At 61.3% G+C, this 23,779-nt stretch carries 30 protein-coding genes; 28 read left to right on the top strand and 2 right to left on the bottom strand.

The genetic code is table 11. The annotated features are described in order from the left end of the window. Window positions 1-135 precede the first annotated feature (135 nt). Both BM317_RS08860 and BM317_RS08850 read right to left on the bottom strand, forming a co-directional pair. The gene (locus tag BM317_RS08860) at window positions 136-327 is read right to left on the bottom strand and encodes a hypothetical protein (protein WP_092474018.1); all 192 of its coding nucleotides are present in this window, start codon (window positions 325-327) and stop codon (window positions 136-138) included. Window positions 328-842: 515 nt separating this feature from the next. After that, window positions 843-1,184, bottom strand: coding sequence for a DUF6124 family protein (locus BM317_RS08850; RefSeq protein ID WP_092165876.1), 342 nt, complete (start codon window positions 1,182-1,184; stop codon window positions 843-845). A gap of 612 nt (window positions 1,185-1,796) precedes the next feature. Between BM317_RS08850 and BM317_RS08840 the strand changes: the two genes are divergently transcribed. From BM317_RS08840 to BM317_RS08705, 28 genes are all read left to right on the top strand, one after another. Further along, window positions 1,797-2,531, top strand: coding sequence for a LexA family transcriptional regulator (locus BM317_RS08840; protein ID WP_003198297.1), 735 nt, complete (start codon window positions 1,797-1,799; stop codon window positions 2,529-2,531). Window positions 2,532-2,997: 466 nt separating this feature from the next. Next, window positions 2,998-3,180 carry a Com family DNA-binding transcriptional regulator gene (locus BM317_RS08835; RefSeq protein ID WP_092165878.1) on the top strand — a complete coding sequence of 61 codons (183 nt, stop codon included), beginning with the start codon at window positions 2,998-3,000 and terminating at the stop codon, window positions 3,178-3,180. A 20-nt stretch (window positions 3,181-3,200) separates the two neighbouring features. Then, on the top strand, window positions 3,201-3,845 hold the full coding sequence (locus BM317_RS08830; RefSeq protein WP_092165879.1) for a hypothetical protein: 645 nt from the start codon (window positions 3,201-3,203) through the stop codon (window positions 3,843-3,845). Window positions 3,846-3,895: 50 nt separating this feature from the next. Next, the gene (locus BM317_RS08825; protein WP_025212143.1) at window positions 3,896-4,246 is read left to right on the top strand and encodes a phage holin family protein; all 351 of its coding nucleotides are present in this window, start codon (window positions 3,896-3,898) and stop codon (window positions 4,244-4,246) included. A gap of 36 nt (window positions 4,247-4,282) precedes the next feature. Next, entirely contained in the window at window positions 4,283-4,795 is a 513-nt protein-coding gene (locus BM317_RS08820; protein ID WP_092474012.1) for a hypothetical protein, read from the top strand. A 3-nt stretch (window positions 4,796-4,798) separates the two neighbouring features. Then, window positions 4,799-5,410: a phage baseplate assembly protein V gene (locus tag BM317_RS08815; RefSeq protein WP_092474011.1), complete on the top strand. Its 612-nt coding sequence runs from the start codon at window positions 4,799-4,801 to the stop codon at window positions 5,408-5,410. Window positions 5,411-5,421: 11 nt separating this feature from the next. Beyond that, window positions 5,422-5,754 (top strand): phage baseplate protein, encoded by a 333-nt coding sequence (locus BM317_RS08810; RefSeq protein WP_025212146.1) that lies wholly within the window; start codon window positions 5,422-5,424, stop codon window positions 5,752-5,754. Beyond that, complete coding sequence (locus tag BM317_RS08805) at window positions 5,751-6,746, top strand: baseplate J/gp47 family protein (RefSeq protein WP_092474009.1); 996 nt, start codon at window positions 5,751-5,753, stop codon at window positions 6,744-6,746. Before BM317_RS08810 ends, BM317_RS08805 begins: the two co-directional genes overlap by 4 nt. Further along, a complete protein-coding gene (locus tag BM317_RS08800; protein ID WP_092474007.1) occupies window positions 6,743-7,378 on the top strand; it encodes a phage tail protein I in 636 nt (211 codons plus the stop codon). Before BM317_RS08805 ends, BM317_RS08800 begins: the two co-directional genes overlap by 4 nt. Continuing rightward, the gene (locus tag BM317_RS31045) at window positions 7,379-9,322 is read left to right on the top strand and encodes a phage tail protein (RefSeq protein ID WP_256574096.1); all 1,944 of its coding nucleotides are present in this window, start codon (window positions 7,379-7,381) and stop codon (window positions 9,320-9,322) included. Window positions 9,323-9,329: 7 nt separating this feature from the next. Beyond that, entirely contained in the window at window positions 9,330-9,749 is a 420-nt protein-coding gene (locus tag BM317_RS08790; protein ID WP_092165884.1) for a phage tail assembly chaperone, read from the top strand. A gap of 101 nt (window positions 9,750-9,850) precedes the next feature. Continuing rightward, window positions 9,851-10,060: a hypothetical protein gene (locus BM317_RS08785; protein WP_092165885.1), complete on the top strand. Its 210-nt coding sequence runs from the start codon at window positions 9,851-9,853 to the stop codon at window positions 10,058-10,060. Window positions 10,061-10,062: 2 nt separating this feature from the next. Continuing rightward, window positions 10,063-11,229, top strand: coding sequence for a phage tail sheath protein (locus BM317_RS08780; protein ID WP_060738969.1), 1,167 nt, complete (start codon window positions 10,063-10,065; stop codon window positions 11,227-11,229). Then, window positions 11,229-11,735 carry a phage major tail tube protein gene (locus tag BM317_RS08775; protein WP_092165886.1) on the top strand — a complete coding sequence of 169 codons (507 nt, stop codon included), beginning with the start codon at window positions 11,229-11,231 and terminating at the stop codon, window positions 11,733-11,735. The genes BM317_RS08780 and BM317_RS08775 overlap by 1 nt, the downstream gene beginning before the upstream one ends. A gap of 210 nt (window positions 11,736-11,945) precedes the next feature. Next, window positions 11,946-12,521: a phage tail assembly protein gene (locus BM317_RS08770; protein ID WP_092165887.1), complete on the top strand. Its 576-nt coding sequence runs from the start codon at window positions 11,946-11,948 to the stop codon at window positions 12,519-12,521. Beyond that, entirely contained in the window at window positions 12,518-12,643 is a 126-nt protein-coding gene (locus tag BM317_RS31040; RefSeq protein ID WP_256573040.1) for a hypothetical protein, read from the top strand. The genes BM317_RS08770 and BM317_RS31040 overlap by 4 nt, the downstream gene beginning before the upstream one ends. A 6-nt stretch (window positions 12,644-12,649) precedes the next feature. Further along, complete coding sequence (locus tag BM317_RS08765) at window positions 12,650-14,830, top strand: phage tail tape measure protein (protein WP_092165888.1); 2,181 nt, start codon at window positions 12,650-12,652, stop codon at window positions 14,828-14,830. Continuing rightward, complete coding sequence (locus BM317_RS08760) at window positions 14,830-15,213, top strand: phage tail protein (protein WP_092474005.1); 384 nt, start codon at window positions 14,830-14,832, stop codon at window positions 15,211-15,213. Before BM317_RS08765 ends, BM317_RS08760 begins: the two co-directional genes overlap by 1 nt. Further along, window positions 15,206-15,418, top strand: coding sequence for a tail protein X (locus tag BM317_RS08755; protein WP_058542798.1), 213 nt, complete (start codon window positions 15,206-15,208; stop codon window positions 15,416-15,418). The genes BM317_RS08760 and BM317_RS08755 overlap by 8 nt, the downstream gene beginning before the upstream one ends. Window positions 15,419-15,427: 9 nt before the next feature. After that, window positions 15,428-16,444, top strand: a complete 1,017-nt coding sequence (locus BM317_RS08750) for a contractile injection system protein, VgrG/Pvc8 family (protein ID WP_092474003.1) — start codon at window positions 15,428-15,430, stop codon at window positions 16,442-16,444. A 265-nt stretch (window positions 16,445-16,709) separates the two neighbouring features. Further along, window positions 16,710-17,294 (top strand): phage tail terminator protein, encoded by a 585-nt coding sequence (locus BM317_RS08740; protein ID WP_092474001.1) that lies wholly within the window; start codon window positions 16,710-16,712, stop codon window positions 17,292-17,294. Beyond that, complete coding sequence (locus BM317_RS08735; protein WP_053152846.1) at window positions 17,291-17,473, top strand: DUF2635 domain-containing protein; 183 nt, start codon at window positions 17,291-17,293, stop codon at window positions 17,471-17,473. The genes BM317_RS08740 and BM317_RS08735 overlap by 4 nt, the downstream gene beginning before the upstream one ends. Beyond that, window positions 17,473-18,969, top strand: coding sequence for a phage tail sheath subtilisin-like domain-containing protein (locus BM317_RS08730; protein WP_092473998.1), 1,497 nt, complete (start codon window positions 17,473-17,475; stop codon window positions 18,967-18,969). The genes BM317_RS08735 and BM317_RS08730 overlap by 1 nt, the downstream gene beginning before the upstream one ends. Window positions 18,970-19,036: 67 nt before the next feature. Beyond that, entirely contained in the window at window positions 19,037-19,384 is a 348-nt protein-coding gene (locus tag BM317_RS08725; RefSeq protein WP_003198314.1) for a phage tail tube protein, read from the top strand. Beyond that, entirely contained in the window at window positions 19,381-19,677 is a 297-nt protein-coding gene (locus tag BM317_RS08720) for a phage tail assembly protein (RefSeq protein WP_092165897.1), read from the top strand. The genes BM317_RS08725 and BM317_RS08720 overlap by 4 nt, the downstream gene beginning before the upstream one ends. 130 nt (window positions 19,678-19,807) lie before the next feature. Next, the gene (locus BM317_RS08715) at window positions 19,808-21,382 is read left to right on the top strand and encodes a phage tail tape measure protein (protein ID WP_092473996.1); all 1,575 of its coding nucleotides are present in this window, start codon (window positions 19,808-19,810) and stop codon (window positions 21,380-21,382) included. Then, window positions 21,369-22,607, top strand: a complete 1,239-nt coding sequence (locus BM317_RS08710; RefSeq protein WP_092473994.1) for a DNA circularization protein — start codon at window positions 21,369-21,371, stop codon at window positions 22,605-22,607. The genes BM317_RS08715 and BM317_RS08710 overlap by 14 nt, the downstream gene beginning before the upstream one ends. A gap of 3 nt (window positions 22,608-22,610) precedes the next feature. Next, complete coding sequence (locus BM317_RS08705) at window positions 22,611-23,651, top strand: phage baseplate assembly protein (RefSeq protein ID WP_092165903.1); 1,041 nt, start codon at window positions 22,611-22,613, stop codon at window positions 23,649-23,651. The last annotated feature ends 128 nt before the right edge of the window (window positions 23,652-23,779 follow it).

The following is a 23,779-nucleotide window of genomic DNA, read 5'->3' as shown; positions in this document are numbered from 1 at the left end:
CTGATAGCCGACCTGGTTCTTGGTGGGACCGCGTTTCCCCTGTGGGAGCGGGCTTGCTCGCGAAGGCGGCACGACAGTCGAGGAAAATGTTGGACGGCATTACGACACTTGCTCGGGCTCTCTTGAACCTGGAGATCAGGCTCGTTTTACTTCGGCTTGCATCATCACCAGATTCTGCTGCTTGGTAGCCTCAGCCAATACCATGCGGTAAACACGCTTCTTTTCCTTCGATTTTGCGTTACGAATGAAATCAGCAAAGGGGCGTTTGGCTCCTTTGGGCAAGCCTTGCTTGATCGAAATCATAGTGCGCTCCAGATGGCTGTTCATTGGCGCTCCAGCGCGAAGCGCTCACTCGCGACTAAACGAGGGCGGCGGCTGTACGCAGGTTAGTCGACCGGGGATCCAAGGACCCGGCGCGCCCGAGGGCGCCCTGCGCACAACTACCATTGAGTGCAGGAATACCTAACTGAACGGAGCAATGAACATCTTGGATACCGAGCTACTAAACCCGATCACTGATGGGCAGTGACGAGAACCAAAGTACAGATGGGGTCCAAGGTGGACAAGCCGGCGGATTCTGGGGCCGTCGTAGGCAGAGGCGCAAGGCGATGTAGCCTGGTGACGCAAATTGAAGGACGCGATCGAGGGATTTCTCAAGAGGTTGTAGGGGAAATTCCCCATCCAAGGATTGGATAGAACGCAATCGGCCTGATACCCAGTGGATCGTTCCCACGCTCCGCGTGGGAATGCCGCCAGGGACGCTCCGCGTTCCACTTCTGGAGGGTGACGCAGAGCGTCACGGGATGCATTCCCACGCGGAGCGTGGGAACGATCAAAAACGCCTAACTCGGCTCAACCACATCCAATGCCCGATTCGCCAACAACTGTCCCAACTCAATCATCTGCTGAACCCCCAGCGCGATATGTCGTCGTGAGCCCTCCAGGTCGAATGCCAGGTCGCTGACCATCGCATTGGCCGAGGCCAGGGTTTCGCTGAGGTTGGCGAGCAGGCATTCGGCGTCGATGTCGGGGGCGATGATGAAAAGGGTGTCGGGTGTGTCAGAGGTGTCTTTGTCGGCTTTCGGCTTGAGGTAATAGTCCAGGGCGCGGGTGGCCGCGTCATCGAGTTTCTTGGTGTTGCGGGAGACGTGATCGTCTGGGGGATTTGGAGTGTTCTTCGGCATTCTATGGATCCTTGAAGTTGAGCCACCACTCATTCGCTACTAAACGAAGTGGGTGGCAGCTGTACGCAGGTTAGTAGACCGGGGATCCAAGAAACCGGCGCACCCGAAGGCGCCCTGCGCACAGCCACCATTGAGTTCAGGAGTACCTGACTGAATGGAGCAATGAACATCTTGGATATCGAGCTACTAAACCCGATCACTGATGGGCAGTGACGAGTCCAAAGTACCGATGGGATCCAAGGTGGACAAGCCGGCGGATTCTGGCGCAGTCGTAGGCAGAGGCGCAAGGCGATGTAGCCTGGTGTCGCACATTTGAAGGAAGCGGATCGAGGGATTTCCCAAGAGGTTGTAGGGGAAATTCCTCATCCAAGGATTGGATAGAACGCAATCGGCCTGATACCCAGCGGATCGTTCCCACGCAGAGCGTGGGAATGCCGCCAGGGACGCTCCGCGTTCCGCTTCTGGAAGGTGACGCAGAGCGTCACGGGATGCATTCCCACGCAGAGCGTGGGAACGATCAACTGACCTTGAGGCGGTGATTTGTTCATTCATATGCATGCTTATGCAAAACAGCATTTGTCTTCTGCGAAAAGAACAAGCACTATGCGCGTTATGCAAAAACGCAACGTTTCTACCGTATTAAGAGCATTGCTCGATCAGCACGGGATCTCCCCCACGGAGCTTCACCGGCGTACCGGCGTGCCTCAGTCCACTCTCTCGCGGATCCTCAGCGGCAAGATCGTCGATCCTTCGGATAAACACATCTCGAAGATCGCCGAGTACTTCGCGGTGAGCACCGACCAGTTGCGCGGGCGCGCGGACGTTGTGCCCGCCGGCAATGCCCGCCGCGATGAGCCGCATTCCGAACTCAAGGACATAAGCCTGTGGGACGACGAAACACCCGTCGAAGAAGACGAAGTGTCGGTCCCTTTTCTGCGCGAGGTTGAATTGGCTGCTGGATCAGGAAGATTCGTCATCGAGGAAAGCGAGCGCTCAAGCCTGCGCTTCGGCAAGCGCAGCCTGCGGCATAACGGCGTGCAGTTCGACCAGGCCAAGTGCGTGACGGTGCGCGGCAACAGCATGTTGCCGGTGCTGCGCGACGGTGCCACGGTCGGGGTGAACGCAGGCAAATGCGGGATCGGCGACATCGTCGATGGTGACCTCTACGCCATCAATCACAACGGCCAACTGCGGGTGAAGCAGCTTTATCGCCTGCCCACCGGCATCCGCCTGCGCAGCTTCAACCGCGACGAACATCCGGACGAGGACTACACGTTCCAGGAAATGCAGGACGAGCAAATCGTCATCCTCGGTCACGTCTTCTGGTGGGGCATGTACGCCCGTTAACCCCTCCGCTGTCAGATAAAACCCGCCGCCGTGCGGGTTTTTTTTCGCCTCCCGAAAACCCGCAACCCCGTATTTGCAAAGGCTACATGCATTTACGCATTCTCTGTGCATAAATAAATGCGTTTGTGCATTGACTGTATATGCATCCATGCATATTCTGTGTCCAAGCCGCTCGACAAAGTGGCTGGCAACGAAGCTCTTTAGTTCCACCAACAGGCAGCGATGAACCGGCCTTAACGGTTCAGAGGGTTGGCAACTGACCCGGGTGTGCAGCGTAAAGCACCAGAAGCAGTTATCCGGCGGGCAGGGACCGCGGCCGGAGGAACAATTTGAATGGATCCGTACCGCGCCAGTCGCGCCGAAAGATCAAGCGCATTACTGAAAAGCCTGGGCAACCGGGCTTTTTGGAATGCCTGCACCGTGAGGTGCGTTCAAACACATCACCACCGCCAATGGAGGACTTTCAATGCTGAAGAATTTCAGATGCGGTCACTGCAAACGACTTCTGGCCCGCGTGGGCGAGAACACCGAACTCCAGATCAAATGTTCCCGGTGTGGGACGTTGAATCATGTGAAGGCCGTTGAGCCTCGAGTGAACGCCGGCGAGCGAACAGCGTGCGGAATAGACCCTGCACTCCGTACTCAATGACATCCATCGAGGTAAGAAAAATGAAATTACTCAAAAAAATCCTACTGGCGACTGCGTTTCTGTCGTCCTTCGTATCCCTGAACACTTGGGCTGATACGGCCATGTCGTGGAACTTGGCCCGGGACATGTACCTGATGATCGAAGCCGCACCGGCCGGTTCGCCATGGTCATTCATGCAAAACAAATCGGGGGGGAATGTCTCGGCTAACTACACGCTCTTTCCTACGTTCAAGGCGGGGACATGCAATGGCCAGCCAACCACCTGCTGGCGGGACGATGCTACGGGAGCCTGGATTTCCATTCCCAACGCAAATTTCACCTTCACGGGTTCAGGCACCAGTTTCGTATTCAAGCAGGGCGACGTAGCCACACATCCCGGCACCAACAGCCAGAGCATCTTCCGCTGGGCCAGTCCTGTCACCGGCAACATCAACGTGCTGGGTCGGGTCAACGACCTGCATAACGCCTGCGGGGATGGGATTGGCTGGTCGCTCAACCTGGGCGACACCGTGCTCCAGTCCGGAAGCCTGGCAAACGGCGGCAGCACTACGTTTATGTTGAATAGCGTAGCGGTTACGCCGACGTCTTCGCTTTATCTGGTCATCGACCGGAAGGCCAACAACTCCTGCGACGCGACCAGCATCGACATGCTCATCACTCGATAAGCGCGATTGGGCCCCTTAACTTCAAACCCTTACTCCCCAGGAAACGAGACATGACAAACGAGCAACAAGCGTTGCTGGACATGCCGATCTGGCTGGTCATCGTGCTCGCCCTGGTGGGCGGGGTGTCCGGCGAGATGTGGCGCGCTGACAAGGAGGGCGCCCGTGGCTGGCCGTTGCTGCGTCGCGTGGTGCTGCGCTCCGGTGCCTGCGTGGTCTGCGGGGTTTCGGCAACCATGCTGTTGTATGCCCTCGGTATGTCGATCTGGAGTGCTTGCGCGCTGGGTTGCCTGACCGCCATGGCCGGTGCCGATGTGGCGATCGGTCTTTACGAGCGCTGGGTCGCCAAGCGGATCGGCGTATGCGAAGTGCCACCGCGGGATCTTCCGCCCGACCAGCCGTGAACCCACCTCGCTGATCCATACACAAGGAGGCGATCAATGCCCGTCCTTATCGAAAAACCGTCGCAGCTGTTTGTCGCCATTGCCCAGGCACTGCGCATCACTTATCCCACCTTGAAAGTCGGTAGCCCCCAGGATTTCGATGGCACCGATGACCAACCCTGGGTGCTGATTGCCATTGAACGCGATGCATCAGGCAAGCGTGCCAATGACGGGCGTATCGCCCATGTCCTGACGGTTTCCCTGCAAGTGGTCATGGCCGTTCCAGGCTGGGAGGCCTGCGATCTGGCCGGTGAATTGAAGCACCTGGTCGTGGATAACCGCTGGGGCCTGTCGGGAGATCAATGCGACCTGCCCACGGAAATCGATGGCCTCGTATCCACGCTCATCCACGAAGCACGGGTGTACAGCGCCTGGACCCTTTCCTTCAACCAAACCCTGTACCTCGGCCCGACGCTGCTGGAGGACCCGTTGGGCATTCCGAAATTTGCTAGTACCTGGGAAGTGTCGAACATCGACGACCCGGATCAATACACCGCACTCGAGGGCTGAGCCATGTTCGATGGGCTGTTACGGATGCATCTGGGGCCGATCATCGAGCGTCTGGCTCAGATGGAAACCGAGCTGGAAGATTTGCATCGGCGTGCGGAGAGTTTCTGCCGCATTGGCGTTTGCCAGGAAGTCGATGCGGCCAGCAACACCTGCAAGGTCAGCCATGGTGGCCTGCTGACCCCGGCGATCCGCTTTTTCAACCCGAGCGCCGGCGCCCAGAGCGAGTCGCGGATTCCGTCCGTGGGCGAGCAGTGCCTGTTGCTGAACCATGGCGGCGGCGAGAGCGGCGGGCAGGCGGTGGCGTTGTTCGGCCTCAACGGCGGTCAGTTCCCGCCCGTCTCGACCCAGGCCTCGCTGACGCGTCGTCTTTATCAGGACGGTACGGAAAACGGCTACGACCACGCCAGCCATGTCCTGCACTGGCAAAACGGCCCGGCGGCGTTCAGCGGTTCTCGTGAATCCCTCGAGCTGAACATCGGCCCGGCGCGGCTGGCGATGACGCCCGAGACCATCGAACTGCAACTGGGCGCCGTCGGCCTGCGGCTCGACGCTTCCGGTGTGCACCTGAGCGGCCCGGTGGTGGATCACCAAGGACGCGTCATCAGTACCGCATAAGAGATTTCCTCATGATTGGAATCGATCGAAATACCGGCGCCACCGTCGACGACTGGCTGCAGTTCGTGCAGCGCGCCACCCGTGCATTGACCACGCCGTTGGGCACTCGCCAGAAGCGCCCGTTGTATGGCTGCGCACTCACGCAGTTGCTGGGGCAGAACCTCGGCGACGACCTGCTGATCCTTGCCCAGAGCCACGCGGCCCAAGCGTTTTACAACCCACAAAACGGCATCAGTGATTTCGAGCCGCAGGTCATTGTCGCCAGCCGACACGGCGCCGGCTTGCTGCTGCGCTTCGCCGGCACCTGGAAAAACCGTAAACAGACTTTTGAGGTGGTGACATGAGCATGTTGATCCCCGGCCAGAACCAGTTGGCTGAACCGGCCATCGTCACCGTCGACGCGTTCGAGGATCTGCTCGCAGAGTTCAAGACTTTCGTTATCGAGTACGTCGGCGCTCGCTCTCCCGGGAGTGCGGCCAAGCTGTTGGACAGCCTCGAGAACGAAAGCGAACTGCTGACCCTGGCCCTCGAGGCGTTCTGTGTCCGGCTGCAAACCCACGAACGCAAATACAACGCTCGCATCAAGCAGATGCTGGCGTGGTGGGCCACCGGGACCAACCTCGATGCTCGCCTGGCGGACATGGGTCTGGAACGTCAGTTGCTCGACCCGGGCGATCCGGCGGCCTTCCCGCCCATCGCCCCGGTGTACGAGAGTGACGATGACGCCCGCTTGCGTTACTACCTGGCGCCCCACGCCCCGGCGGCCGGCTCGCGCATGCAGTATCGGCGGGAGATCTTCACCCTCGGTGAACGGCCAGTGGTGAAGGTGGACAGTGCCGCAGGCGGTGTCGTGAACGTGACCTACACGTTCGATCCGGATGGTCTCGCCGCGCAAGTCAAGGACGGCAACGGACGCCGGACGGCACCGGGCGAAGTCACGATCACGGTGCTTTCCCGCGAGGGCGACGGCACACCATCCGAAGCGCTGCTGAACGGTGTTCGCCAGCACTTCGCCCGGCCTGATGTACGACCGGAAACCGATCTGGTCATCGTGCAGGCTGCGCAAATCAAACCCTACAAAATCCGCGTCGTGGCGAAGATCAATGCCGGCCCGGATTCGGGCTTGACCCAGGTTGCCGCCGAACAGCAATTGCGGGAATACGCCGAGGCGTGTCATCGATTGGAAGGTCGAGTGGACCCGAGCTGGATCGACTACACGCTGCACAATGCCGGCGCGGTTCAGCTCCAGATTCTTGAACCGCTTGCACCGATGGTGACGACGGCTTTCCAGGCCCCGTACTGCACGGGCGTCGAGGTCGAGGTGGAGACGTTATGAGTGACGACACACCTCGCCTGAGCCTGCTGCCGATCAACAGTTCGCCACTGGAACGGGCCCTGGATCTCGGTTTCGCCCGGCTGCTCGAACGCATCGATCCGCCATTTCCCGAGCTGATGAACCCGGCGACCACGCCCTTGGCGTTCCTGCCATATCTCGCAGCAGACCGCGGCGTCAGTGAATGGAGTTCCGCGGCGCCCGCAGTTGAAAAGCGCCTGACCGTTGAACTCGCCTGGCCCACCGCGCGGCAGGCCGGAACGCGAAAGGCGCTGGAAAATGCCGCCAAGGGTTTGCAACTGATGCCTGAAGTACGCGCCTGGTATGAGCAAACGCCACCGGGTCCGCCCTACAGTTTTTCCGTCAGGGCGTTTACCGAGCAGCCCTACAGCGAAGTCATCGATGCCCGTCTCGACCGTCGCCTGGCCGATGCCAAGAGCGAGCGCGACACCTTGACGGTGTCTGTCGGCTTGAGGGCTTTCGGCAGGCACGTCATCGGCGCCGCGACGCTGTGCGGCGAACTGACCACGGTTTATCCGGTTGTCATCGAAGGGCTCGAAGCCTCGGGCCAGGCCTTCATGGCCGCCGCGCTCTACAGCGTCGAAACCTCCACTATTTATCCACAGGGGTCCTAAATGGCCGACTACTACACCCTGCTCACCGATGCGGGGATCGCCTACGAAACCGCCTGCAAGGCGGCGGGCACACCGATCAAGCTGTCGCAGATTTCCGTCGGTGACGGCGGCGGCGCGGAATACAACCCGGCCGCAACGGCGACGGCACTCAAGCGCGAAGTCTGGCGTGGGCCGCTCAATGCGCTGTTCCAGGATGAAAACAACCCGAGCTGGTTGCTGGCCGAGGTCACCATCCCTTCTGATGTAGGTGGCTGGTATGTGCGAGAGGCCGGGATCTGGACGGATACGGGCATCCTGTACGCCATCGTCAAATACCCGGAGTCGTTCAAGCCGATTCTGGCAACGTCCGGTTCGGGGAAAGAGTTCTACATTCGCTCGATCTTTGAGACCAGCAATGCCGAGCTGGTGACGTTGCTTATCGACGATACGGTGGTCAAGGCGACTCGGGCCTGGGTTGCCAGCTACGTTGCCGACGAATTGGCCAAACTCGACAGGAAACAGTCCGTGCGGGTGGCGACGACGGCCAACATTGTCTTGAGTGGCGCGCAAGCCATCGATGGTGTTGCGGTGATCGCCGGGAACCGGGTCTTGGTCAAGTCCCAGACATTGGCGAAAGACAACGGTATCTACGTGGTTGCGAACGGCGCTTGGGTTCGGGCAAAGGATGCCGATGCGAGCGTCGACGTGACTTCGGGGTTGATTGTCTCGGTGGAGGAGGGCGCGACGCTTGCCAACACGATCTGGCAGTTGATTACCGACGGTACGATTGTACTGGGCACTACGGCGTTGACGTTTCAGAACATCACTCAAGGATTTGCGCCGCTCAATTCGCCGGTGCTCGTTAATCCGACGGCAAATACGCCGCCGCTATTCGACAACACGAAGTCGATCGCGACGACTGAATACGTTATGCGTGCCAGCGGTAACTATCGCGGCTTTACCAACGCGACGGCAGCAGCCACGTTGACGGCGGCTGCCGCAGGCACATTGGTTACGGCCATCGGGTCGTTCACACTCACCCTGCCGCCGGTCAACGCTTTACCCTATGGTGGCGCGATCCACTTCCGCAATATCGGCAGCGGCGTTGTCACTGTCGTTTGTACTGGTACTGACAGCATAAACTCGGGCGCCGGACAGATTACAAGTATTGAGTTGCAAATAGGCGCCTCACTGGAACTGACCGGTAATGGTGCGAGCGCCTGGTGGGCTGCTGGATCCGCGCAGTTGCAATATTCCAAGGTGTTTGGTGCTACTGCGGCACAATTCGACAGCAGCAAGTTGCTGGCAACTACTGAGTTTGTGAAGAGAATGGGGGTCGAGTGGTCGAGCCTCACCTCGGTCAGCGCCAACACCGTTCTGGGGAATTCAAGCGCTGGCGGCATCGTTACTGCGTCAGCGTCGACGGCGATCAACGTTACTTTGCCGCCCACCGCGCCAGTAGGGCCAGGAGCCATGATCATGGTTCTGAGTGGTGGGGCAGGTGCTGTCACGCTGCTGGCTTCGAATGGCGAGCAGATTACTAATTCGAGCGGAAGCGCAATAACAGTTGTTTTGGGACAGGGTGATTTTGCGATATTGACCAGACTAACCGGCGAGTGGCGATTGGTCGGCGGTACCGCTGCGTTGAAGTTCTCCAATGCATTTGCCGCAATTTTTGGAAATACCGCCAATCAGGTATTACCAAGCGGCTGGATATTCAAAATCGGACACGCTTCAACGGATGTCGCGACAGGAACAGTGCCGGTAACGTTTCCTGTCGCATTCCCTACAGCCTGTATGTACGTAGGGGCGATCTATTCCGGGGCTACTTCCGCGACGAATCCATCCGTTTGTCAGTCCGGGATACCGACCCGTACAGGTTTTACGGGCTACATCACTAATGTGGCTGGCAATAACTCTGCTGTCACTGTGGGTGGTTACAACTGGCTAGCCATCGGCTACTGAGGCGACTATGTACGCAAAATGGATTGAAGAAGACGGTCGATTTGCCTTCGAGCTAATTGATAACGGGGGCATTGAGATATCTGATGAAGATCATGCGGCGCTCTTTGAGCCGCGACAGGGGAGGAAGATCATCGGCAGGGGGCCTGATGGTTTTCCGCAATTGCAAGACCCGTCATTGCCGACGCTAGCTGAGCTATCGCTCGTTGAGCGTGCATGGCGGAATAGGCAGCTTTCACTTACTGATGGGATGGTAACGCGTCATCGAGATGAGCTGGAAGATGGGACCGAAACCACGCTTTCGGTTGAGCAATACGCTGAGCTGCAAGCGTATCGCCGGATTCTACGTAATTGGCCTGAGGCCGGGGAGTTCCCGCTGAAGGAGCATCGTCCGCTCACACCGTCTTGGCTCGCCGAGCAATCCCAGTAACCGCCCCGTAACTAAGGGGCGTTTTCTTTTCCGCCAAAACAACTGACAACATCCGACAGCCCCTTCTCAAGGGGCTTTTTCATATCTGGAGAACCCAAAAAATGGCACCACGCCAAACCTACACCGTGCTCCTCCCATTCCCCATCGGCGGTGGTCACTGGTCGACCACCGGCCAGGAACTCGACCTGCTCGACGTCGAGGCCAACGCCTTGCGCAGCGCCGGTCGCCTGGAGCTGAAAAAAACCGAAGCCGTCGAACCGGCTTCTGCAACCACCCCGGCCAAAAAGGCCGCCACCAAACAGGCTGAATAACCATGGCTGAGGTTTTGAACTTCGAGCACAACGGCATTACCGTCAATGCCACTGAATCTCCCGAGGCCATGGGTGGCCTGGGTGACAACGTCATCGGGCTGGTCGGCACCGCGCCGAATGCCAACCCGCTGATTCCGAAAAACACCCCGTTCCGTATCAACAGCTTCACCACCCAGGCCCAGCTGGATCCGACCGGTGCCGAGGCGGGGACGTTGTTCCACGCCGTCTACCAGATCCTCAAAGTGGTCAAGGTGCCGGTGTACGTGGTCATCGTCGAAGAGGGCGCCACGCTGGCCGACACGCAGAACAACGTGATCGGCGGTATCGAGGCGCAGACCGGGCGCAAGCTGGGCTTGGCCGCATTGAGTGGGGTCGCTGAAGACCTGACCATCATCGGCGCGCCAGGCTTTACCGGCACCAAGGCCGTGGCCAGCGAGTTCGCCTCGTTCGGCAAGCGCATCAAGGCCCGTGTGGTACTCGATGGCAAGGACGTCGCGGTCGCCGACCAGGTGACCTACAGCCAGGAACTGGGCGGCGCGGACCTTGGTTTCGACCGTTGCCTGGTGGTGCACAACATGCCGGCGGTGTACTCCAAGGCCGCGAAGAAAAACGTCTTCCTGGCCCCGTCGAGCCTGGCCATCGCCGCCCTCGCCAAGGTCAAGCAATGGGAGAGCCCGGGCAACCAGGTCACCTACGCCGAAGACGTTTCCCGCACCGTGGAATACAACATCCTCGACACCTCCACCGAAGGCGATCTGCTCAACCGCTACGGCGTCAGCTACTACGCCCGGACCATCCTCGGCGGCTTCTCGCTGCTGGGCAACCGTTCCATCACCGGCAAGTTCATCAGCTACGTCGGCCTGGAAGATGCCATCAGCCGCAAGCTGGTGAAGGCCGGCCAGAAGGCCATGGCGAAGAACCTGACCAAGTCGTTCATGGACCAGGAGGTCAAGCGCATCAACGACTGGCTGCAAACCCTGGTCGCTGACGAAACCATTCCTGGCGGCAGCGTGTACCTGCACCCGGAATTGAACAGCGTCGAGAAGTACAAGAACGGCACCTGGTACGTGGTCATCGACTACGGCCGCTACGCGCCGAACGAACACATGATTTACCAACTCAATGCCCGCGATGAAATCATCGAGCAGTTCCTGGAGGACGTTCTCTAATGTTTACCAACCGCGTAAGACAGGCCATCGCGGCCACCCTGCAGGGCCTGCCGTTGTCGGCGACCGTGGAAGATTTCACCCCGCCGAAGATCGAATTCGAGATGGAAGAGATGCGTGGCGGCCGTTTCATTGGCGAGGAGATGGCCAAGGCCGGCAAAGCGCTGACGGCCAAGCTGACGCTGCAAGGCCTCGGTCCGGAAGTCATGCTGGCGCTGGGCGTGAGTGTGGGCGACGACATTCTGCTGAACGTGCGTGAAGCCGGCCAGGATCAGGACGGCAACACCTGGTTCACCTACCACACGGTGGGCGGCAAGTTGAAGTCCCTTGAGGAAACCACGCTGAAGATGAACGAGAAGCCCAAGACCATCCTCGATCTGTCCTGCCGCACCTACAACCGCCTGGAAAACGGCATCCCGGTGATCGACATCGACGTGCGTACCCAGAAGTTCGTGCTCAACGGCGTCGACATCCTCGGTGATGCTCGCCGTGCGGTGTTGTTGCCTTAATCACCGCAGTACTCGCAATGCCGGTCAGTTAAACGCAGTCCCTGTGGGAGCGGGCTTGCTCGCGAATGCGCCAGCACATCCAACATTAATGTTGCCTGACCCACCGCTTTCGCGAGCAAGCCCGCTCCCACAGGGGAATCCGCCCAGCCAGAGATTTGCGATTACTGCCCCGTGTTGCGCCTTCCCAGTATTCATCAAGGAACTGATTCCATGTCCTGGACGCCTCCCGTTCATGTCTTGCTGTCGCCGATCACCGGTGACGACGAAACACAGATCGAGCAACTCCCCCTCAAGCCGCTGTACTACGCCGCGCAAAAAGACGCCCTGGCCCGCGCCGGCGATGACGAAGACGATCAGTTTTTCGAGTTGGCCAAACTGGCCACCGGGCTGTCGGTCAAGGAGCTCGACCAGCTCAAGCGCCCGGACTACGTGAGCATTGCGCAGTACGTGCATGAAATGTCCAGCCGTCCGACGTCCCACTTCCTGGAACAGGTGGCCGGCGCACCCGTCGACCCTGACCAGGTACAGCTGCTGCAACCGCTCGACGTCGCGGGCCGCAGCATGACTTCGCTGACCCTGGAAATGCCGGTGCTGCGGGCCACCAAGGCGATGAAGAAACTGAAGACGGCCAAGGAACGCGCGGAGTTCATCACCGCCCATTGCACTGGCCTGATGATTCCCGATCTCGATCGGCTGACCGTGCCCGACTGGACCCAGTTGCAGGTGCGCATCGACGATTTTTTAAACAAACCGGCGGACTTCTTTCGGAGCGCGACATCGAAGTGATCCTCGATGTGGTGCCGCTCATTTACTCGGTAAGTGAGGCGGAAATCCTGGAGTGGGACGCCGGCAAGGCCTTGCGCCGCTACGACATCGCGATCGCTCGCCTTGGCGTGAAACAGGAGTAGAGCGGGATGGCGGACGATAGATATTCGCTCAAATACGCAGCCTTCAACGAGAGTGGGTTGGCGTTCGGTAATACCAGCCTCACCAGTGGCGTGTCGGCGCAAGGCGCGTTCGCCAGGGACCAACTGGCGAGCCTCGATCTGGCGCTGGAAACACTCGGGCTCAAGCTTGGCGTGCTGACAACGGCAATCGAGTCGCTGACCGTGAAGCTGTCGGCGCAACGATTGTTCTCCCAAACGATGGGCGCCGACGCCAAGGGCGAGTCGGCCAGTGAGCCAAAGGGCAAGCCGAGTGGCGGTATCGAACCACCGGCGCTGCTCAAACCCGCGATAGCGATGGATTCGGCCATGGCCGATCTGAAAAAGGCCACCCAATTCGGGCCGCGCCAGATTCAACAGGTGGCTGAGTCAACCCAGCAGATCGCCACCGCACCGTTGGTGGCGGCCAGGGGCACCACGGCGGTTGAAGTGGTGAGGATGCAAAGCCTGGCGGCGGGGAAGGGCATCGGTAGTGACGTGCACGATGCCTCGGAGCGACAGTTGGCGCTGTCGCGTTTTGCCTCGGATGCTGGCGTCACTGCGACGGCGTTCGAGATGCCGGCCATGAAGGCCGCCGAAATGCTGGCTGACTGGCGCATCTCCATGAAGCTCAACGGCGCCGAAGCCTTTGACTTGGCGGATGCCGCCAATCAGTTGGGCAAGCTACCCAATGGTGCGAAACCGGCTGAGATCGGTGCGGTCTTGCAGCGTGACGGTGCGGCGGCGACGACGGCAGGCTTGGCCCCTGCACAAGCCGCAGCGTTGACGGCGGCGTTGCTCAATTCCGGTACCCAACAAGCTGAAGCCGGCGTGGCGCTGGATAGTTTCACCACGGCTCTGGGCAAGGCTGACCAGACCTCCGCCACCGAGCAAACGGCCTGGAAACAGCTGGGCCTGGAGCCCAAGGCGGTGGCGAGCGGTTTGCGTGACAAGGACACCGCGCCTGGCACGGTGATGACGGTGCTGGCGGCGTTGAACGCGCAACCGGCCGAAAAGCGCTCGACCCTTGCCGCCACGCTCTTCGGCAATGGCGATGAGGCGGTGCTGCGCATGGCGCAGAAGTTGCCCGATGTGAACGCCGCCTTCTTGCAGGTGAAAGACCCAGGCCAATACGCCACGTCGCAATTGGGCAACGACGGCTCGGTGCGGCAGGACGCATTGGCGCTGTCGAAAACCCGGCAAGGCCAGTTGAACATCCTCAACGCCCGCAACGAGCGTTTGTCGATGGCCGCGGGAAACGCCATGATGCCTGTGGCGGATAGCTCGTTTCAGTGGCTGGGGTCGTTGACCGATGGCATGAGTGAGTTGGCTGAGTCCTCCCCTAAAGCCACCGCGGCCATCGTGCTGCTGGGGGCGGCGATCAAACCGCTGGTGGGGGCGCTGCTCAAAGCCGTAGCGGATGAGATGTCCAATCAGGTGGCCAAGCGGGTGTTGGGCAAGGCTGCTGCGCACCTTCCCGGCCGACTGGGCGAGGTGATCTCCGAAGACTTCAGGAAAAATCCTCCTGGGGACAAGCTGGATACAAGCAATGCCAGCCAGCGTCCCGAATCCACGAGAGGACCGAAAATACGCGTCAGTACACGAGGCTCGCGGGGGACCGCAGGGCGTTTTCCACTCGGGCCAACGGCCTCATTACGCTCGATGACGCGCAAAGCGCCCGGCCCATTGAAAGTGGTCGGCGCCGTCGCTGATGTGGCCGAGGGTGTGCTGACCGGCGACAAACGGATGATGGGCGCAGGCCTGGGAGCCGCGGGTGGCGGCTGGGCAGGCGCGGCTGCGGGATCTGCGGCCGGTGCCGCTTTGGGCAGTGTCGTTCCGGTGATCGGCACTGCCATTGGGGGGCTGGTTGGCGGACTGCTGGGCGGCTGGCTGGGGAGCGATGCCGGCGCCTCCCTGGGGGAAAAACTCGTCGCCCCCGCCGACAGGCTCGCTGCTCCAGACCAGGTCAGCAAAGACTTGGCCAGCACCCAGACAACCACACAGCAGAACACCATGACCGCGAACATCTACATCAACGGCCAGGACCAGGCCAGTGCCAGTCAGTTGGCCAACCTGGTCGTGCAGCAGCTCTCGGGCCAATTCGGCTTGACGACCATGCCCAGCTCACTGGCCATGCGCAGTGATGCTGCCTTGACCGACGGAGGTACGTGATGCGTCAACAAATGGCACTCGGCAGTTTCATCTTTGGGCTGTCGAGAAAGTTTGCGTACCACCAACTGGTACACACGTCGGACGGTGGCTGGAAAAGCATCGACATTCTCACCAGCAAACCCAAGTCCAGCCAGATCGGCCAGGGGCTGCAAGGGCTGACGATCACGGGCAAGTCGATGTACGCGACCGCCATGGATCGTCTCGATGAGCTGCGCGCATTGCAGGCGCAGCGCATCCCTCTGCCGTTGGTCGATGGCATTGGCCGCAACTGGGGCCTGTGGCAGATCAACAAGGTCACGGAAACCCAGACCGAAATCATCAATGACGGCACGGCGATGGTGGTCGGCTGGGTGGTTGAATTGATGGAGTTCGCCAATGCGTAGGGTTCGAAGTATCGCCGGTGATTCGGTGAATCTGCTGCTGTACCGAGAACTGGAGCGTTGTGACGATATCGTCGAGGAGGCGCTCTGGTTGCTCAATCCGGGGTTGGCTGAATGGGGCCCGGTGTTGCCGGCGGGCGTATGGGTTGTCTTGCCGGAAGTGGACCTCAAGCCCGTGGCAACCCCACCGGTTTCGGCCTGGGATTAAGGAGGCGACATGTCATTGGGTTTCACGCCTGCGGTGGAAATTTATGGCGCGAACGCCGCGCTGCTCAACGAACGATTGCTCAGTTGGAGCCACGTCGACGCGGCGGGAATCGAGTCCGACCAACTGACGTTGACGATCAGCCTGGAGGGGCTTGAAGGCTTGCCCAGCCTGGGCGGGAAAATCGGTCTGCGGGTCGGTTATCTGGAGTCGGGGTTGGTGGACAAGGGCGAGTTCGTCATTACCCGGCGCACGCCGACGCTGTTCCCGTTGCGCCTGACGTTGGTGGCCATGGCCGCGCCGTTCAGTGCGGCGGACCAGACCGGATTCAAGCAGCGCCGCTCCGTCAGCCATGGCCCGACGACCTTGGGCGCGCTGTTTCGTCAGTTGACCTCCAGGCACGGGTTTTCCCCGCGGGTGGCGCCGGACCTGTCGCTGATCAAGATCGAGCACATCGATCAGTCCAACGAAACCGACATGGGTTTCCTCACGCGTCTGGCCCACCGGTATGACGCCGTCGCCAAGCCGGTCAACGAACTGTATGTGCTGGCCCGGCGCGGCCAGGCGAAGTCGTTGTCGGGCAAAGTTTTGCCCGAAATGAAACTGGCGGTGACGACCAACAACCGCCCGGGCGATCACGCCTTCATTTCGGCCAAGCTGGATGAAGGCGCCCGGGCCAAGTACCAAGGCTGCAAGACCCGTTGGTGGGATGCGGCAGCGGGCAAGCTGCAGGTCGAGGAGAGCGGTATCGCCCCGTTCAAGACCCTGCGCCAGCGCTTCCAGAGCGCCGACGATGCCCGCGCCGCCGGTGAAGGCGAGGTTCGTCGGATGCTGCGCGAAGCGCTCAAGGTGACGATCGAGTGCCCGGGTAACCCGGGGCTGTCCGCCGAGGGCATCGTCCTGCTGGATCCCTCCTGGCCGGATTTCATGCGCGGTCGCTGGTCGATTGACAAGGTCACCGCCAGTGGCGACCGGGAAAAAAGCTATCGCTGCTTGATTGATGCAACCTGCCTGGATGCCAAGGCCTGATCCCCCTGTGGGAGCGAGCTTGCTCGCGATAGCGCCCCGACATTCAACATTTGCACTGACTGACACGCCGCCATCGCGAGCTAGCTCCCACAGTTTTGTTCAGCGTTGCACATACCCCCTGCGCCCAACCGAGTCCCTCTGTGGGAGCGGGCTTGCTCGCGAAGACGACAGCACATCCGACATCAATGCTGCCTGCCCCACCGCTTTCGCGAGCAAGCCCGCTCCCACAGGGGAGATTCGCACCTTCAGATACTGGAGTCTCCCCTTGAAGATCACACCGATCCTCACGCAGTTGCGTGAGCAATGTCCGACGCTTGCCCAGCGTGTGGCCGCAGGTTTTGACCTCGCCACGCTGCAAGCCGAGACCCCGCTGCAAACCCCCTGCGCCTATGTATTGCCCACCGCCGACATCGCCAGCAAGAACGCGGCTCAGAACGTCACGCTGCAAGCGGTGCGTGATCGCTTCGATGCCGTGTTGGTGCTCGACGCCACTGACGCGACAAAAGCGCTGGATCTGTTGCACGACCTGCGGGCCGAACTGTGGCGCGCGCTGGTGGGGTTCAAGCCGGGCGCTGAGTACACCGGCGTCGAGTATGACGGCAGCGAACTGGTTTCCCTCAACAACAGCCGGGTGTCGTACCGGCTGCGCTTTTTCGCCGAGTTCCAGCTGGGCCGCAATCTGGCGAGCCAGCCTGCCGAAAGCTGGCACGAGCGTGAACTGGACGGCTTGTCGTCCTTTACCGGGGCCACCGTGCGGGTCGATGCCATCGACCCGGCGGACCCCAACCTGAAACGTCCCGGCCCCGACGGGCGCGTGGAACTGACTTTCTCTGGAGACGTAACCCCATGAGCAAACGCATCACCGTGCTGCCGGCCCCGGGCCGTGCCGTACCGGACCCGGAAGCGGGCGATCTGTTGCCCCTCGAGGGCCGTGAAGTGCCGGACAACGCCTGGTGGCGTCGACGTCTGGCCGATGGCGATATCACTACCAAAGCCGTGAAAACGGCCAAACCACAGGGAGCCAAATAATGGCGATCGGATTCAGCAACATTCCCGCGGACATTCGTGTTCCGCTGTTCTACGCCGAGATGGACAACTCGGCCGCCAATAGCGCGTCATCGGCCATGCGCCGGTTGATCGTCGCCCAGGTCAACGACAATGTCGCCCCGGCCGATGTCGGCAAACTGGTGCTGGTGTCCAGCGTCGCGCTGGCCAAGAACATCGGCGGGCAAGGCTCGATGCTTGCCTCGATGTACGAAACCTGGCGCAAGACCGACCCGCTCGGCGAAATCTGGTGCCTGCCGCTGCACAACGTCGAAGGCGCCATCGCCAAGGGCGTGCTGACCTTCACCGGCACCGCGACTGAAAGCGGTGTGCTCAACCTGTACGTCGGCGGTGTGCGCGTCCAGGCCGCCATCGTCAACGGCGCCACGGCGGCCCAGGCCGCCACTGCGCTGGCCTTGAAAATCAACGCCGCCGCCGACCTGCCGGTGACCGCTGCGGCCGCCGAAGGCGTCGTGACCCTTAGCGCCAAATGGACCGGCGACAGCGGCAACGACATCAGCCTGCAGTTCAATCGCCTGGGCAAGAGCAATGGCGAAGACACCCCGGCGGGACTGACCACCGCCATCACCGCGATGACCGGTGGCGCCGGCGTGCCGGACCAGACCGCTGCCGTCGCGGCCCTGGGCGACGAGCCTTTCGAATTCATCGCCATGCCCTGGTCCGACGTGGCGAGCCTCAACACCTGGCAAGCGGTGATGGACGACAACACCGGCCGCTGGTCCTGGGCCAAGCAGTTGTTCGGCCATGTCTACAGCGCCAAGCGCGGCACCATTGGTACCCTGGTCGCCGCCGGACAGGCGCGCAACGACCAGCACATGACCCTCCAGGCCCTGGAGCTGGGCGTGCCGCAACCGTTCTGGGTCCAGGCCGCGGCCTTGGCGGCTCGCACGGCGGTGTTCATCTCCGCCGACGCCAGCCGTCCGACCCAGAGCGGCAGCCTGCCAGGCTTGGACCCGGCACCGGCCAGCGAGCGTTTCACCCTGACCGAGCGCCAGTCGCTGCTCAACTACGGCATCGCCACGGCGTATTACGAAGGTGGCTACGTACGCATCCAGCGTTCCATCACCACGTATCAGAAGAATGCCTTCGGCCAGGCTGACAACTCCTACCTGGACAGCGAAACCATGCACCAGTCGGCGTTCATCGTCCGCCGCCTGCAAAGCGTGATCACCAGCAAGTACGGTCGCCACAAACTGGCCTCCGACGGCACCCGTTTCGGCGCCGGCCAGCCTATCGTGACCCCGAGCACCATCCGCGGCGAACTGATCGCGCAATACGCCAAGCTCGAACTGGAAGGCCACGTGGAAAACGCCGAGCTGTTCGCCGAACACCTGGTTGTCGAGCGTGACAGCCAGGACCCGAGCCGGGTCAATGTGCTGTTCCCACCGGACTACATCAACGGCCTGCGGGTGTTCGCGCTGCTCAACCAATTCCGCCTGCAATACGACGCCGCCGCCTGACGGTAGCACTCAGTCGCATGCATTCAGCCCACCTTGCGTGGGCTTTTTATTTGAAGGGAGAAACACCATGGGTCAACTGATTGCGGGCACCTGCTACGTCAAAGTGGACGGCGCTCAACTGACCATCAATGGCGGCTGCGAAGCGCCACTGATGTTCACCAAACGCGAAACCGTCGTACCGGGTTTCTACAAGGAAACCGACATCGCCCCGTCCTTCAAGGTGACGGCCCTGCACACCGCGGACTTCCCGCTCAAGCAGCTGGTCGCCGGCACTGATATGACCGTCACCTGCGAATTCAACAACGGCAAGGTCTACGTGCTGGCCGGCGCCTACCTGGTGGAAGAGCCGGTGTCCAAGGGCGACGACGCCACCATCGAGCTGAAATTCGAAGGCATCAAGGGGACCTGGCAATGACTGATCTCGTGACGCTGCGCGTGGCCATCGAGGCCCACGGCGAGCCGCTGAGCGAACTGACCCTGCGCCGTCCGACGGTGCAAGAGGTCCGGGCGATCAAGGCGCTGCCCTACAAGATCGACAAGAGCGAGGAGGTGAGCCTGGACATGGACGTCGCGGCCAAATACATCGCGGTGTGCGCCGGCATCCCACCGTCGTCGGTCAACCAGTTGGACCTGGCTGACCTCAATGCCCTGAGCTGGGCCGTCGCGAGTTTTTTCATGAGTGCGGCGTCGCAGCCATCGGCGACCTGATCGCCGCCGCCTATGACCTGGCCTGGTTCTGGAAGGTTGACCCCGAACAGATGATGGCCAGGCCACTGGATGTGCTCCGCGAATCCTTGGAGCACGCGCAACGGATCAATGCGACGCAGCAGGTGCAGTGATGGCAGACACACAAAAGGTAGAGAGAAAGGCGGTGCTGCTGACGGGCATCGACGAGCTGTCACCCAAGCTCGCCGGCCTTCGTGCGAAGGTCGCGAGTTTCAAGCAGAACCTCGACGCCACGGGCCTGGGCAGCCTGGATATTTCCGGTCTGCTGCCCAGCGGCGGCCTGGACCAGCCCTTTATGGACGGGCTCAAGTCGGCGCTGGCCTTCAAGGACGAAGCGGGCGCCGCGAGCGCGGCGGCCAGCGCCGTCCAGGCCCCTGAAGCGCCCCGTATGGCGGCACAGAACCTGGAGGGATTGAAGACTTCCATCAGTAACGTGTCGGTGCAGTTCGGTTCGGCCTTGGGACCTGCGGTCAATGCGGTGGCGGTGAGTTTGCAGCCCATGGTCAGCGGCGTGGCCCAGGTGCTGCAGGACAACCCGCAACTGGTACAGGGCCTGGCGAATGGCGTCGTGGCGTTCAACGCGATTCAGATGGCGGTCAGCGGCGCGAGCCAGGCGTTCGAAGTGGTGAGCCTGGCCTTGAAGATGAACCCCATCGGCTTGATTGCCATGGGCATCGCCTTGGCGGCAGGGATGATCATCGCCCATTGGGCGCCGATTTCAGCGTTCTTCGCCGGACTCTGGCAGAGGCTTGCGCCGATCGTCCTGCCGATGGTCGAGTTCTTCAAGACGATGTTCGCCTTTACCCCGATGGGGCAGGTGATCAGCAACTGGGGGCCGATCAGCAGTTTTTTTGGCGCACTCTGGAATGTGATCGTGGCGGCGGCAACGCCGGTCATCGGTTTCATGCAGACGTTGTTCGCCTGGTCGCCCTTGGGCTTGATCGTTGCCAATTGGGCGCCCCTGACCGGGTTGTTCGCGGCGATCTGGGACCTGCTCAGGGCCTTGACCGTGCCGGTGATGGACGCCTTGAAAGGCCTGTTCGACTGGACGCCGTTGGGACTGATCATGGCCAACTGGGGCACGATCGGTGAAGTCTTCGCCGGGATCTGGGAGGGCGTGCGCAACCAGGTGTCAATCATGCTGGCGGTGTTCAGCGGCCTGTTCGACTGGTCCCCCGTCGAGGGGCTCGTCAAGCAGTGGGGGCCGGTGGGCGAGTGGTTCAGCCAGTGGTGGAACGAGTTGCAGGCGGTGATCGCGCCGATCAAGGCATTTTTTAACGGCGGCTTCGGCGAGATGATCACCTCGTTCACCGCTAAGGTCGAGGGTTTGACCGAGGCGCAGCGCGCCACCAACGCCGAAGGCAAAGGTGAGCTGGCGCCGGCGTTTTTTGGCGCGGCCAGCGAGCAGCCTCCGGGTCTGTCGTCCAGCCTGGCGCCAGCCTCCGCCAACGTTCCGGCGAAGACCTCGCTGGCGCCGGGTACGTTGCCACAAACCTCCAGCGCCCTGGTGCAACAAAGCGCCGCCAATAACCGCACGCAACTCGAAGGCGGCCTGACCGTGCGTTTCGAAAATGCGCCGGCCGGGTTGCGCGCCGATCCGCCCCAGACCAATCAACCGGCCCTGGCGGTGAGTTCGCGCATCGGCTATCGCTCACTGTCCACAGGAGGCTCCAATGAGCTGGCGTGATCGTTTGTTGCCGGCGTCGTTTCGTGGCGTCGGGTTCTGGGTCGACCAGGCGAAAACCCCGGTCGGCCACAAAGGCCAGTTGCATGAATATCCACAGCGTGACCAGCCGTTTTTCGAGGGGCTCGGCCAGCAGGCAAAAACTCATGAGCTGACGGCGTTCATCGTCGGCCCCGATTGCCTGGAGCAGCGCGACAAGCTGCTCAAGGCCTTGGAGCAGGGCAGCGGCGAACTGGTGCACCCGTGGCTGGGGCGCCTGCAGGTCAAGGTTGGTGAGTGCGACATGACCCAGACCCGTCAGGACGGCGGGCTGGTGACGTTCGCGCTGAAGTTCTACCCCGACCAGCCGCTGCAATTCCCTTCGGCCACGATCAACAGCCAGAAACTGCTGCTGGTCTCGGCCGACAGCTTCCTCGGTTCGGCGGTGCGGCGCTTCGAAGACGCCATGACCTTGATCAAGGCCGCACGGATCGGCATCGCTGACCTGCGCAACAGCCTCAAGGAAATCTACGGCGTGATCGAGCAGGAACTCAAGCCGTTGATCGAGACCTATCGGCAACTCAGCGATCTGGTCAAGGCGGTGAAAGCGTTGCCCAAGGAGGTGGTGGCCGAGTTCAAGGGGTTGCTGGGCGATATTCGGGAACTGAAGGACTTTGCCCGTGACGGCTATCGCGGCGTGATTGCCAGCGTGTCGCAACAGGTGGAGGCCATTCGCAAGGCCGACGCGCCCAAACTCACGACGGGCAAGGACACCACGGCGGCGGCCCAGGCCGTGGCCGACCTGGTGCAGGACACACTGTTGGTGCAGGCCGCGCAATGGATTGCGGCGATGCCGGTAGCAGCGCCTGCGGTCAAGTTGGGCGCCACGCCATCGGTGGCGCAACAGGCCGTACAACCGGTACGGCGCCGGGACGTGCCGGTGGCCGACGATGTGCTGGCCCTGCGCGATGCCCTTAACGAGGCGATCTGGCAGGCCTCCCTCAAGGCTGATCCGGAGCACTACCAGGCGATGAACAACCTGCGCCAGCAAATGGCCGCGCACCTGACGGCGGTGGCGTCTTCGGGCGTCAGGCTGATCAACCTGTCGTTCAAGCAAAGCCTGCCGGCGCTGGTGGTGGCGTATCAGCAATTCGCCGATGCCACCCGGGTGACGGAAGTGACCCAGCGTAACGGCGTCGCCCATCCTGGTTTCCTGCCGCCCAATGACCTGAAAGTCTCGGGGGAGTAAGCCATGAACGAGCTCGACAACGCTGTCTCGCTTACTGTCGGCGGGTTGGATTACGGCGGCTGGAAAAGCGTGGAAATCAGTGCGGACCTGGAGCGCCAGTTTCGCACCTTTAAACTCGACATCACTTGGCAATGGCCGGGGCAGACCCAAGCGGTGCCGATCCGTCCGGGCGATGAATGCCAGGTGCGCATTGGTGCCGATCTGGTCCTCAGCGGTTATGTGTTCAAGGCACCGGTCAGCTATGACGGTCGACAGATCAGCCTGAGCATTGAAGGCGGTTCCAAGACCCAGGACCTGGTGGACTGCGCCGCGATCAACCGCCCGACCCAATGGCGCGGGCAAACGCTGCTGAGCATCGTCCAGGCCCTGGCATCGCAATACGGCGTGGGAGTCATCAGCGAGATCCCTGAAACCGCGCGGTTGAGCGAACACAGCATCGTGCCGGGGGAAACGGTCTTTCAATCCATCGACCGTTTGCTGACGTTGTTCCGAGTGTTCTCCACCGACGACGCACAAGGACGTGTGTTGCTGGCCAAACCCGGCAGCGGTGGGCGGGCCAGTGATGTATTGGAGCTGGGCAAGAACATTCTGTCGGGCAACGCACCGATGGACTATAGCCAGGTGTTCTCCGAATACCGGGTCATCGGCCAGCACAAGGGCAATGATCAACAGAGCGGGGCGGCGGTAAGTGAAGTCTCTGGCACCGCCACCGATCTGGGCTTCAAACGCAAGCGGGTGACGGTGATCAGCGAGAGCGCGCAGTTGACCTTCGAACTGGCCCAGCAACGGGCCGATTGGGAAAGCGCCATCCGCACCGGCAAGGCCCTGACCACCACCTACCGCGTGCAAGGCTGGCGCCAGGCCAATGGCGACTTGTGGCGGCACAATACTTTGGTAAGGGTGATCGACCCGGTGCTGGGGTTCGACGCAGACATGCTGATTTCCAAAGTGACGTACTCGCTGTCGGCACAGGGCTCCGTCACCACCCTGCAAGTCGCACCGCCGCATACCTTCGACGCCAACCCGGTGCCGCCAAAAACCTGAGCCCCGCCGATGCCTGCCCGCCACAGATTCCCTGTGGGAGCGCCCCAAAAGTGTCCGCCCACCACAGATCCCTTGTGGGAGCGAGCTTGCTCGCGATAGCGGCAGTGCAGCCAACAGAGATGTTGATC

It is taken from the genome of Pseudomonas sp. NFACC24-1, assembly GCF_900115235.1.
Taxonomy (GTDB): Bacteria; Pseudomonadota; Gammaproteobacteria; order Pseudomonadales; family Pseudomonadaceae; genus Aquipseudomonas; species Aquipseudomonas fluorescens_AA.
The sequence above is the reverse complement of the archived record's forward strand: the minus strand, read 5'-3'. Positions and strand labels throughout refer to the sequence as shown.

Coding starts and splice junctions, on each gene's coding strand:
- BM317_RS08725 (WP_003198314.1), top strand. CDS start 19,037: ATGGGTCAACTGATTGCGGGCACCTGCTACGTCAAAGTGGACGGCGCT.
- BM317_RS08735 (WP_053152846.1), top strand. CDS start 17,291: ATGAGCAAACGCATCACCGTGCTGCCGGCCCCGGGCCGTGCCGTACCG.
- BM317_RS08785 (WP_092165885.1), top strand. CDS start 9,851: ATGGCACCACGCCAAACCTACACCGTGCTCCTCCCATTCCCCATCGGC.
- BM317_RS08815 (WP_092474011.1), top strand. CDS start 4,799: ATGTTCGATGGGCTGTTACGGATGCATCTGGGGCCGATCATCGAGCGT.
- BM317_RS08760 (WP_092474005.1), top strand. CDS start 14,830: ATGCGTCAACAAATGGCACTCGGCAGTTTCATCTTTGGGCTGTCGAGA.
- BM317_RS08800 (WP_092474007.1), top strand. CDS start 6,743: ATGAGTGACGACACACCTCGCCTGAGCCTGCTGCCGATCAACAGTTCG.
- BM317_RS08750 (WP_092474003.1), top strand. CDS start 15,428: ATGTCATTGGGTTTCACGCCTGCGGTGGAAATTTATGGCGCGAACGCC.
- BM317_RS08830 (WP_092165879.1), top strand. CDS start 3,201: ATGAAATTACTCAAAAAAATCCTACTGGCGACTGCGTTTCTGTCGTCC.
- BM317_RS31045 (WP_256574096.1), top strand. CDS start 7,379: ATGGCCGACTACTACACCCTGCTCACCGATGCGGGGATCGCCTACGAA.
- BM317_RS08770 (WP_092165887.1), top strand. CDS start 11,946: ATGTCCTGGACGCCTCCCGTTCATGTCTTGCTGTCGCCGATCACCGGT.
- BM317_RS08805 (WP_092474009.1), top strand. CDS start 5,751: ATGAGCATGTTGATCCCCGGCCAGAACCAGTTGGCTGAACCGGCCATC.
- BM317_RS08705 (WP_092165903.1), top strand. CDS start 22,611: ATGAACGAGCTCGACAACGCTGTCTCGCTTACTGTCGGCGGGTTGGAT.
- BM317_RS08840 (WP_003198297.1), top strand. CDS start 1,797: ATGCAAAAACGCAACGTTTCTACCGTATTAAGAGCATTGCTCGATCAG.
- BM317_RS08820 (WP_092474012.1), top strand. CDS start 4,283: ATGCCCGTCCTTATCGAAAAACCGTCGCAGCTGTTTGTCGCCATTGCC.
- BM317_RS08825 (WP_025212143.1), top strand. CDS start 3,896: ATGACAAACGAGCAACAAGCGTTGCTGGACATGCCGATCTGGCTGGTC.
- BM317_RS08765 (WP_092165888.1), top strand. CDS start 12,650: ATGGCGGACGATAGATATTCGCTCAAATACGCAGCCTTCAACGAGAGT.
- BM317_RS08775 (WP_092165886.1), top strand. CDS start 11,229: ATGTTTACCAACCGCGTAAGACAGGCCATCGCGGCCACCCTGCAGGGC.
- BM317_RS08755 (WP_058542798.1), top strand. CDS start 15,206: ATGCGTAGGGTTCGAAGTATCGCCGGTGATTCGGTGAATCTGCTGCTG.
- BM317_RS08850 (WP_092165876.1), bottom strand. CDS start 1,184: ATGCCGAAGAACACTCCAAATCCCCCAGACGATCACGTCTCCCGCAAC.
- BM317_RS08835 (WP_092165878.1), top strand. CDS start 2,998: ATGCTGAAGAATTTCAGATGCGGTCACTGCAAACGACTTCTGGCCCGC.
- BM317_RS08730 (WP_092473998.1), top strand. CDS start 17,473: ATGGCGATCGGATTCAGCAACATTCCCGCGGACATTCGTGTTCCGCTG.
- BM317_RS08715 (WP_092473996.1), top strand. CDS start 19,808: ATGGCAGACACACAAAAGGTAGAGAGAAAGGCGGTGCTGCTGACGGGC.
- BM317_RS08860 (WP_092474018.1), bottom strand. CDS start 327: ATGAACAGCCATCTGGAGCGCACTATGATTTCGATCAAGCAAGGCTTG.
- BM317_RS08780 (WP_060738969.1), top strand. CDS start 10,063: ATGGCTGAGGTTTTGAACTTCGAGCACAACGGCATTACCGTCAATGCC.
- BM317_RS08790 (WP_092165884.1), top strand. CDS start 9,330: ATGTACGCAAAATGGATTGAAGAAGACGGTCGATTTGCCTTCGAGCTA.
- BM317_RS08710 (WP_092473994.1), top strand. CDS start 21,369: ATGAGCTGGCGTGATCGTTTGTTGCCGGCGTCGTTTCGTGGCGTCGGG.
- BM317_RS08720 (WP_092165897.1), top strand. CDS start 19,381: ATGACTGATCTCGTGACGCTGCGCGTGGCCATCGAGGCCCACGGCGAG.
- BM317_RS08810 (WP_025212146.1), top strand. CDS start 5,422: ATGATTGGAATCGATCGAAATACCGGCGCCACCGTCGACGACTGGCTG.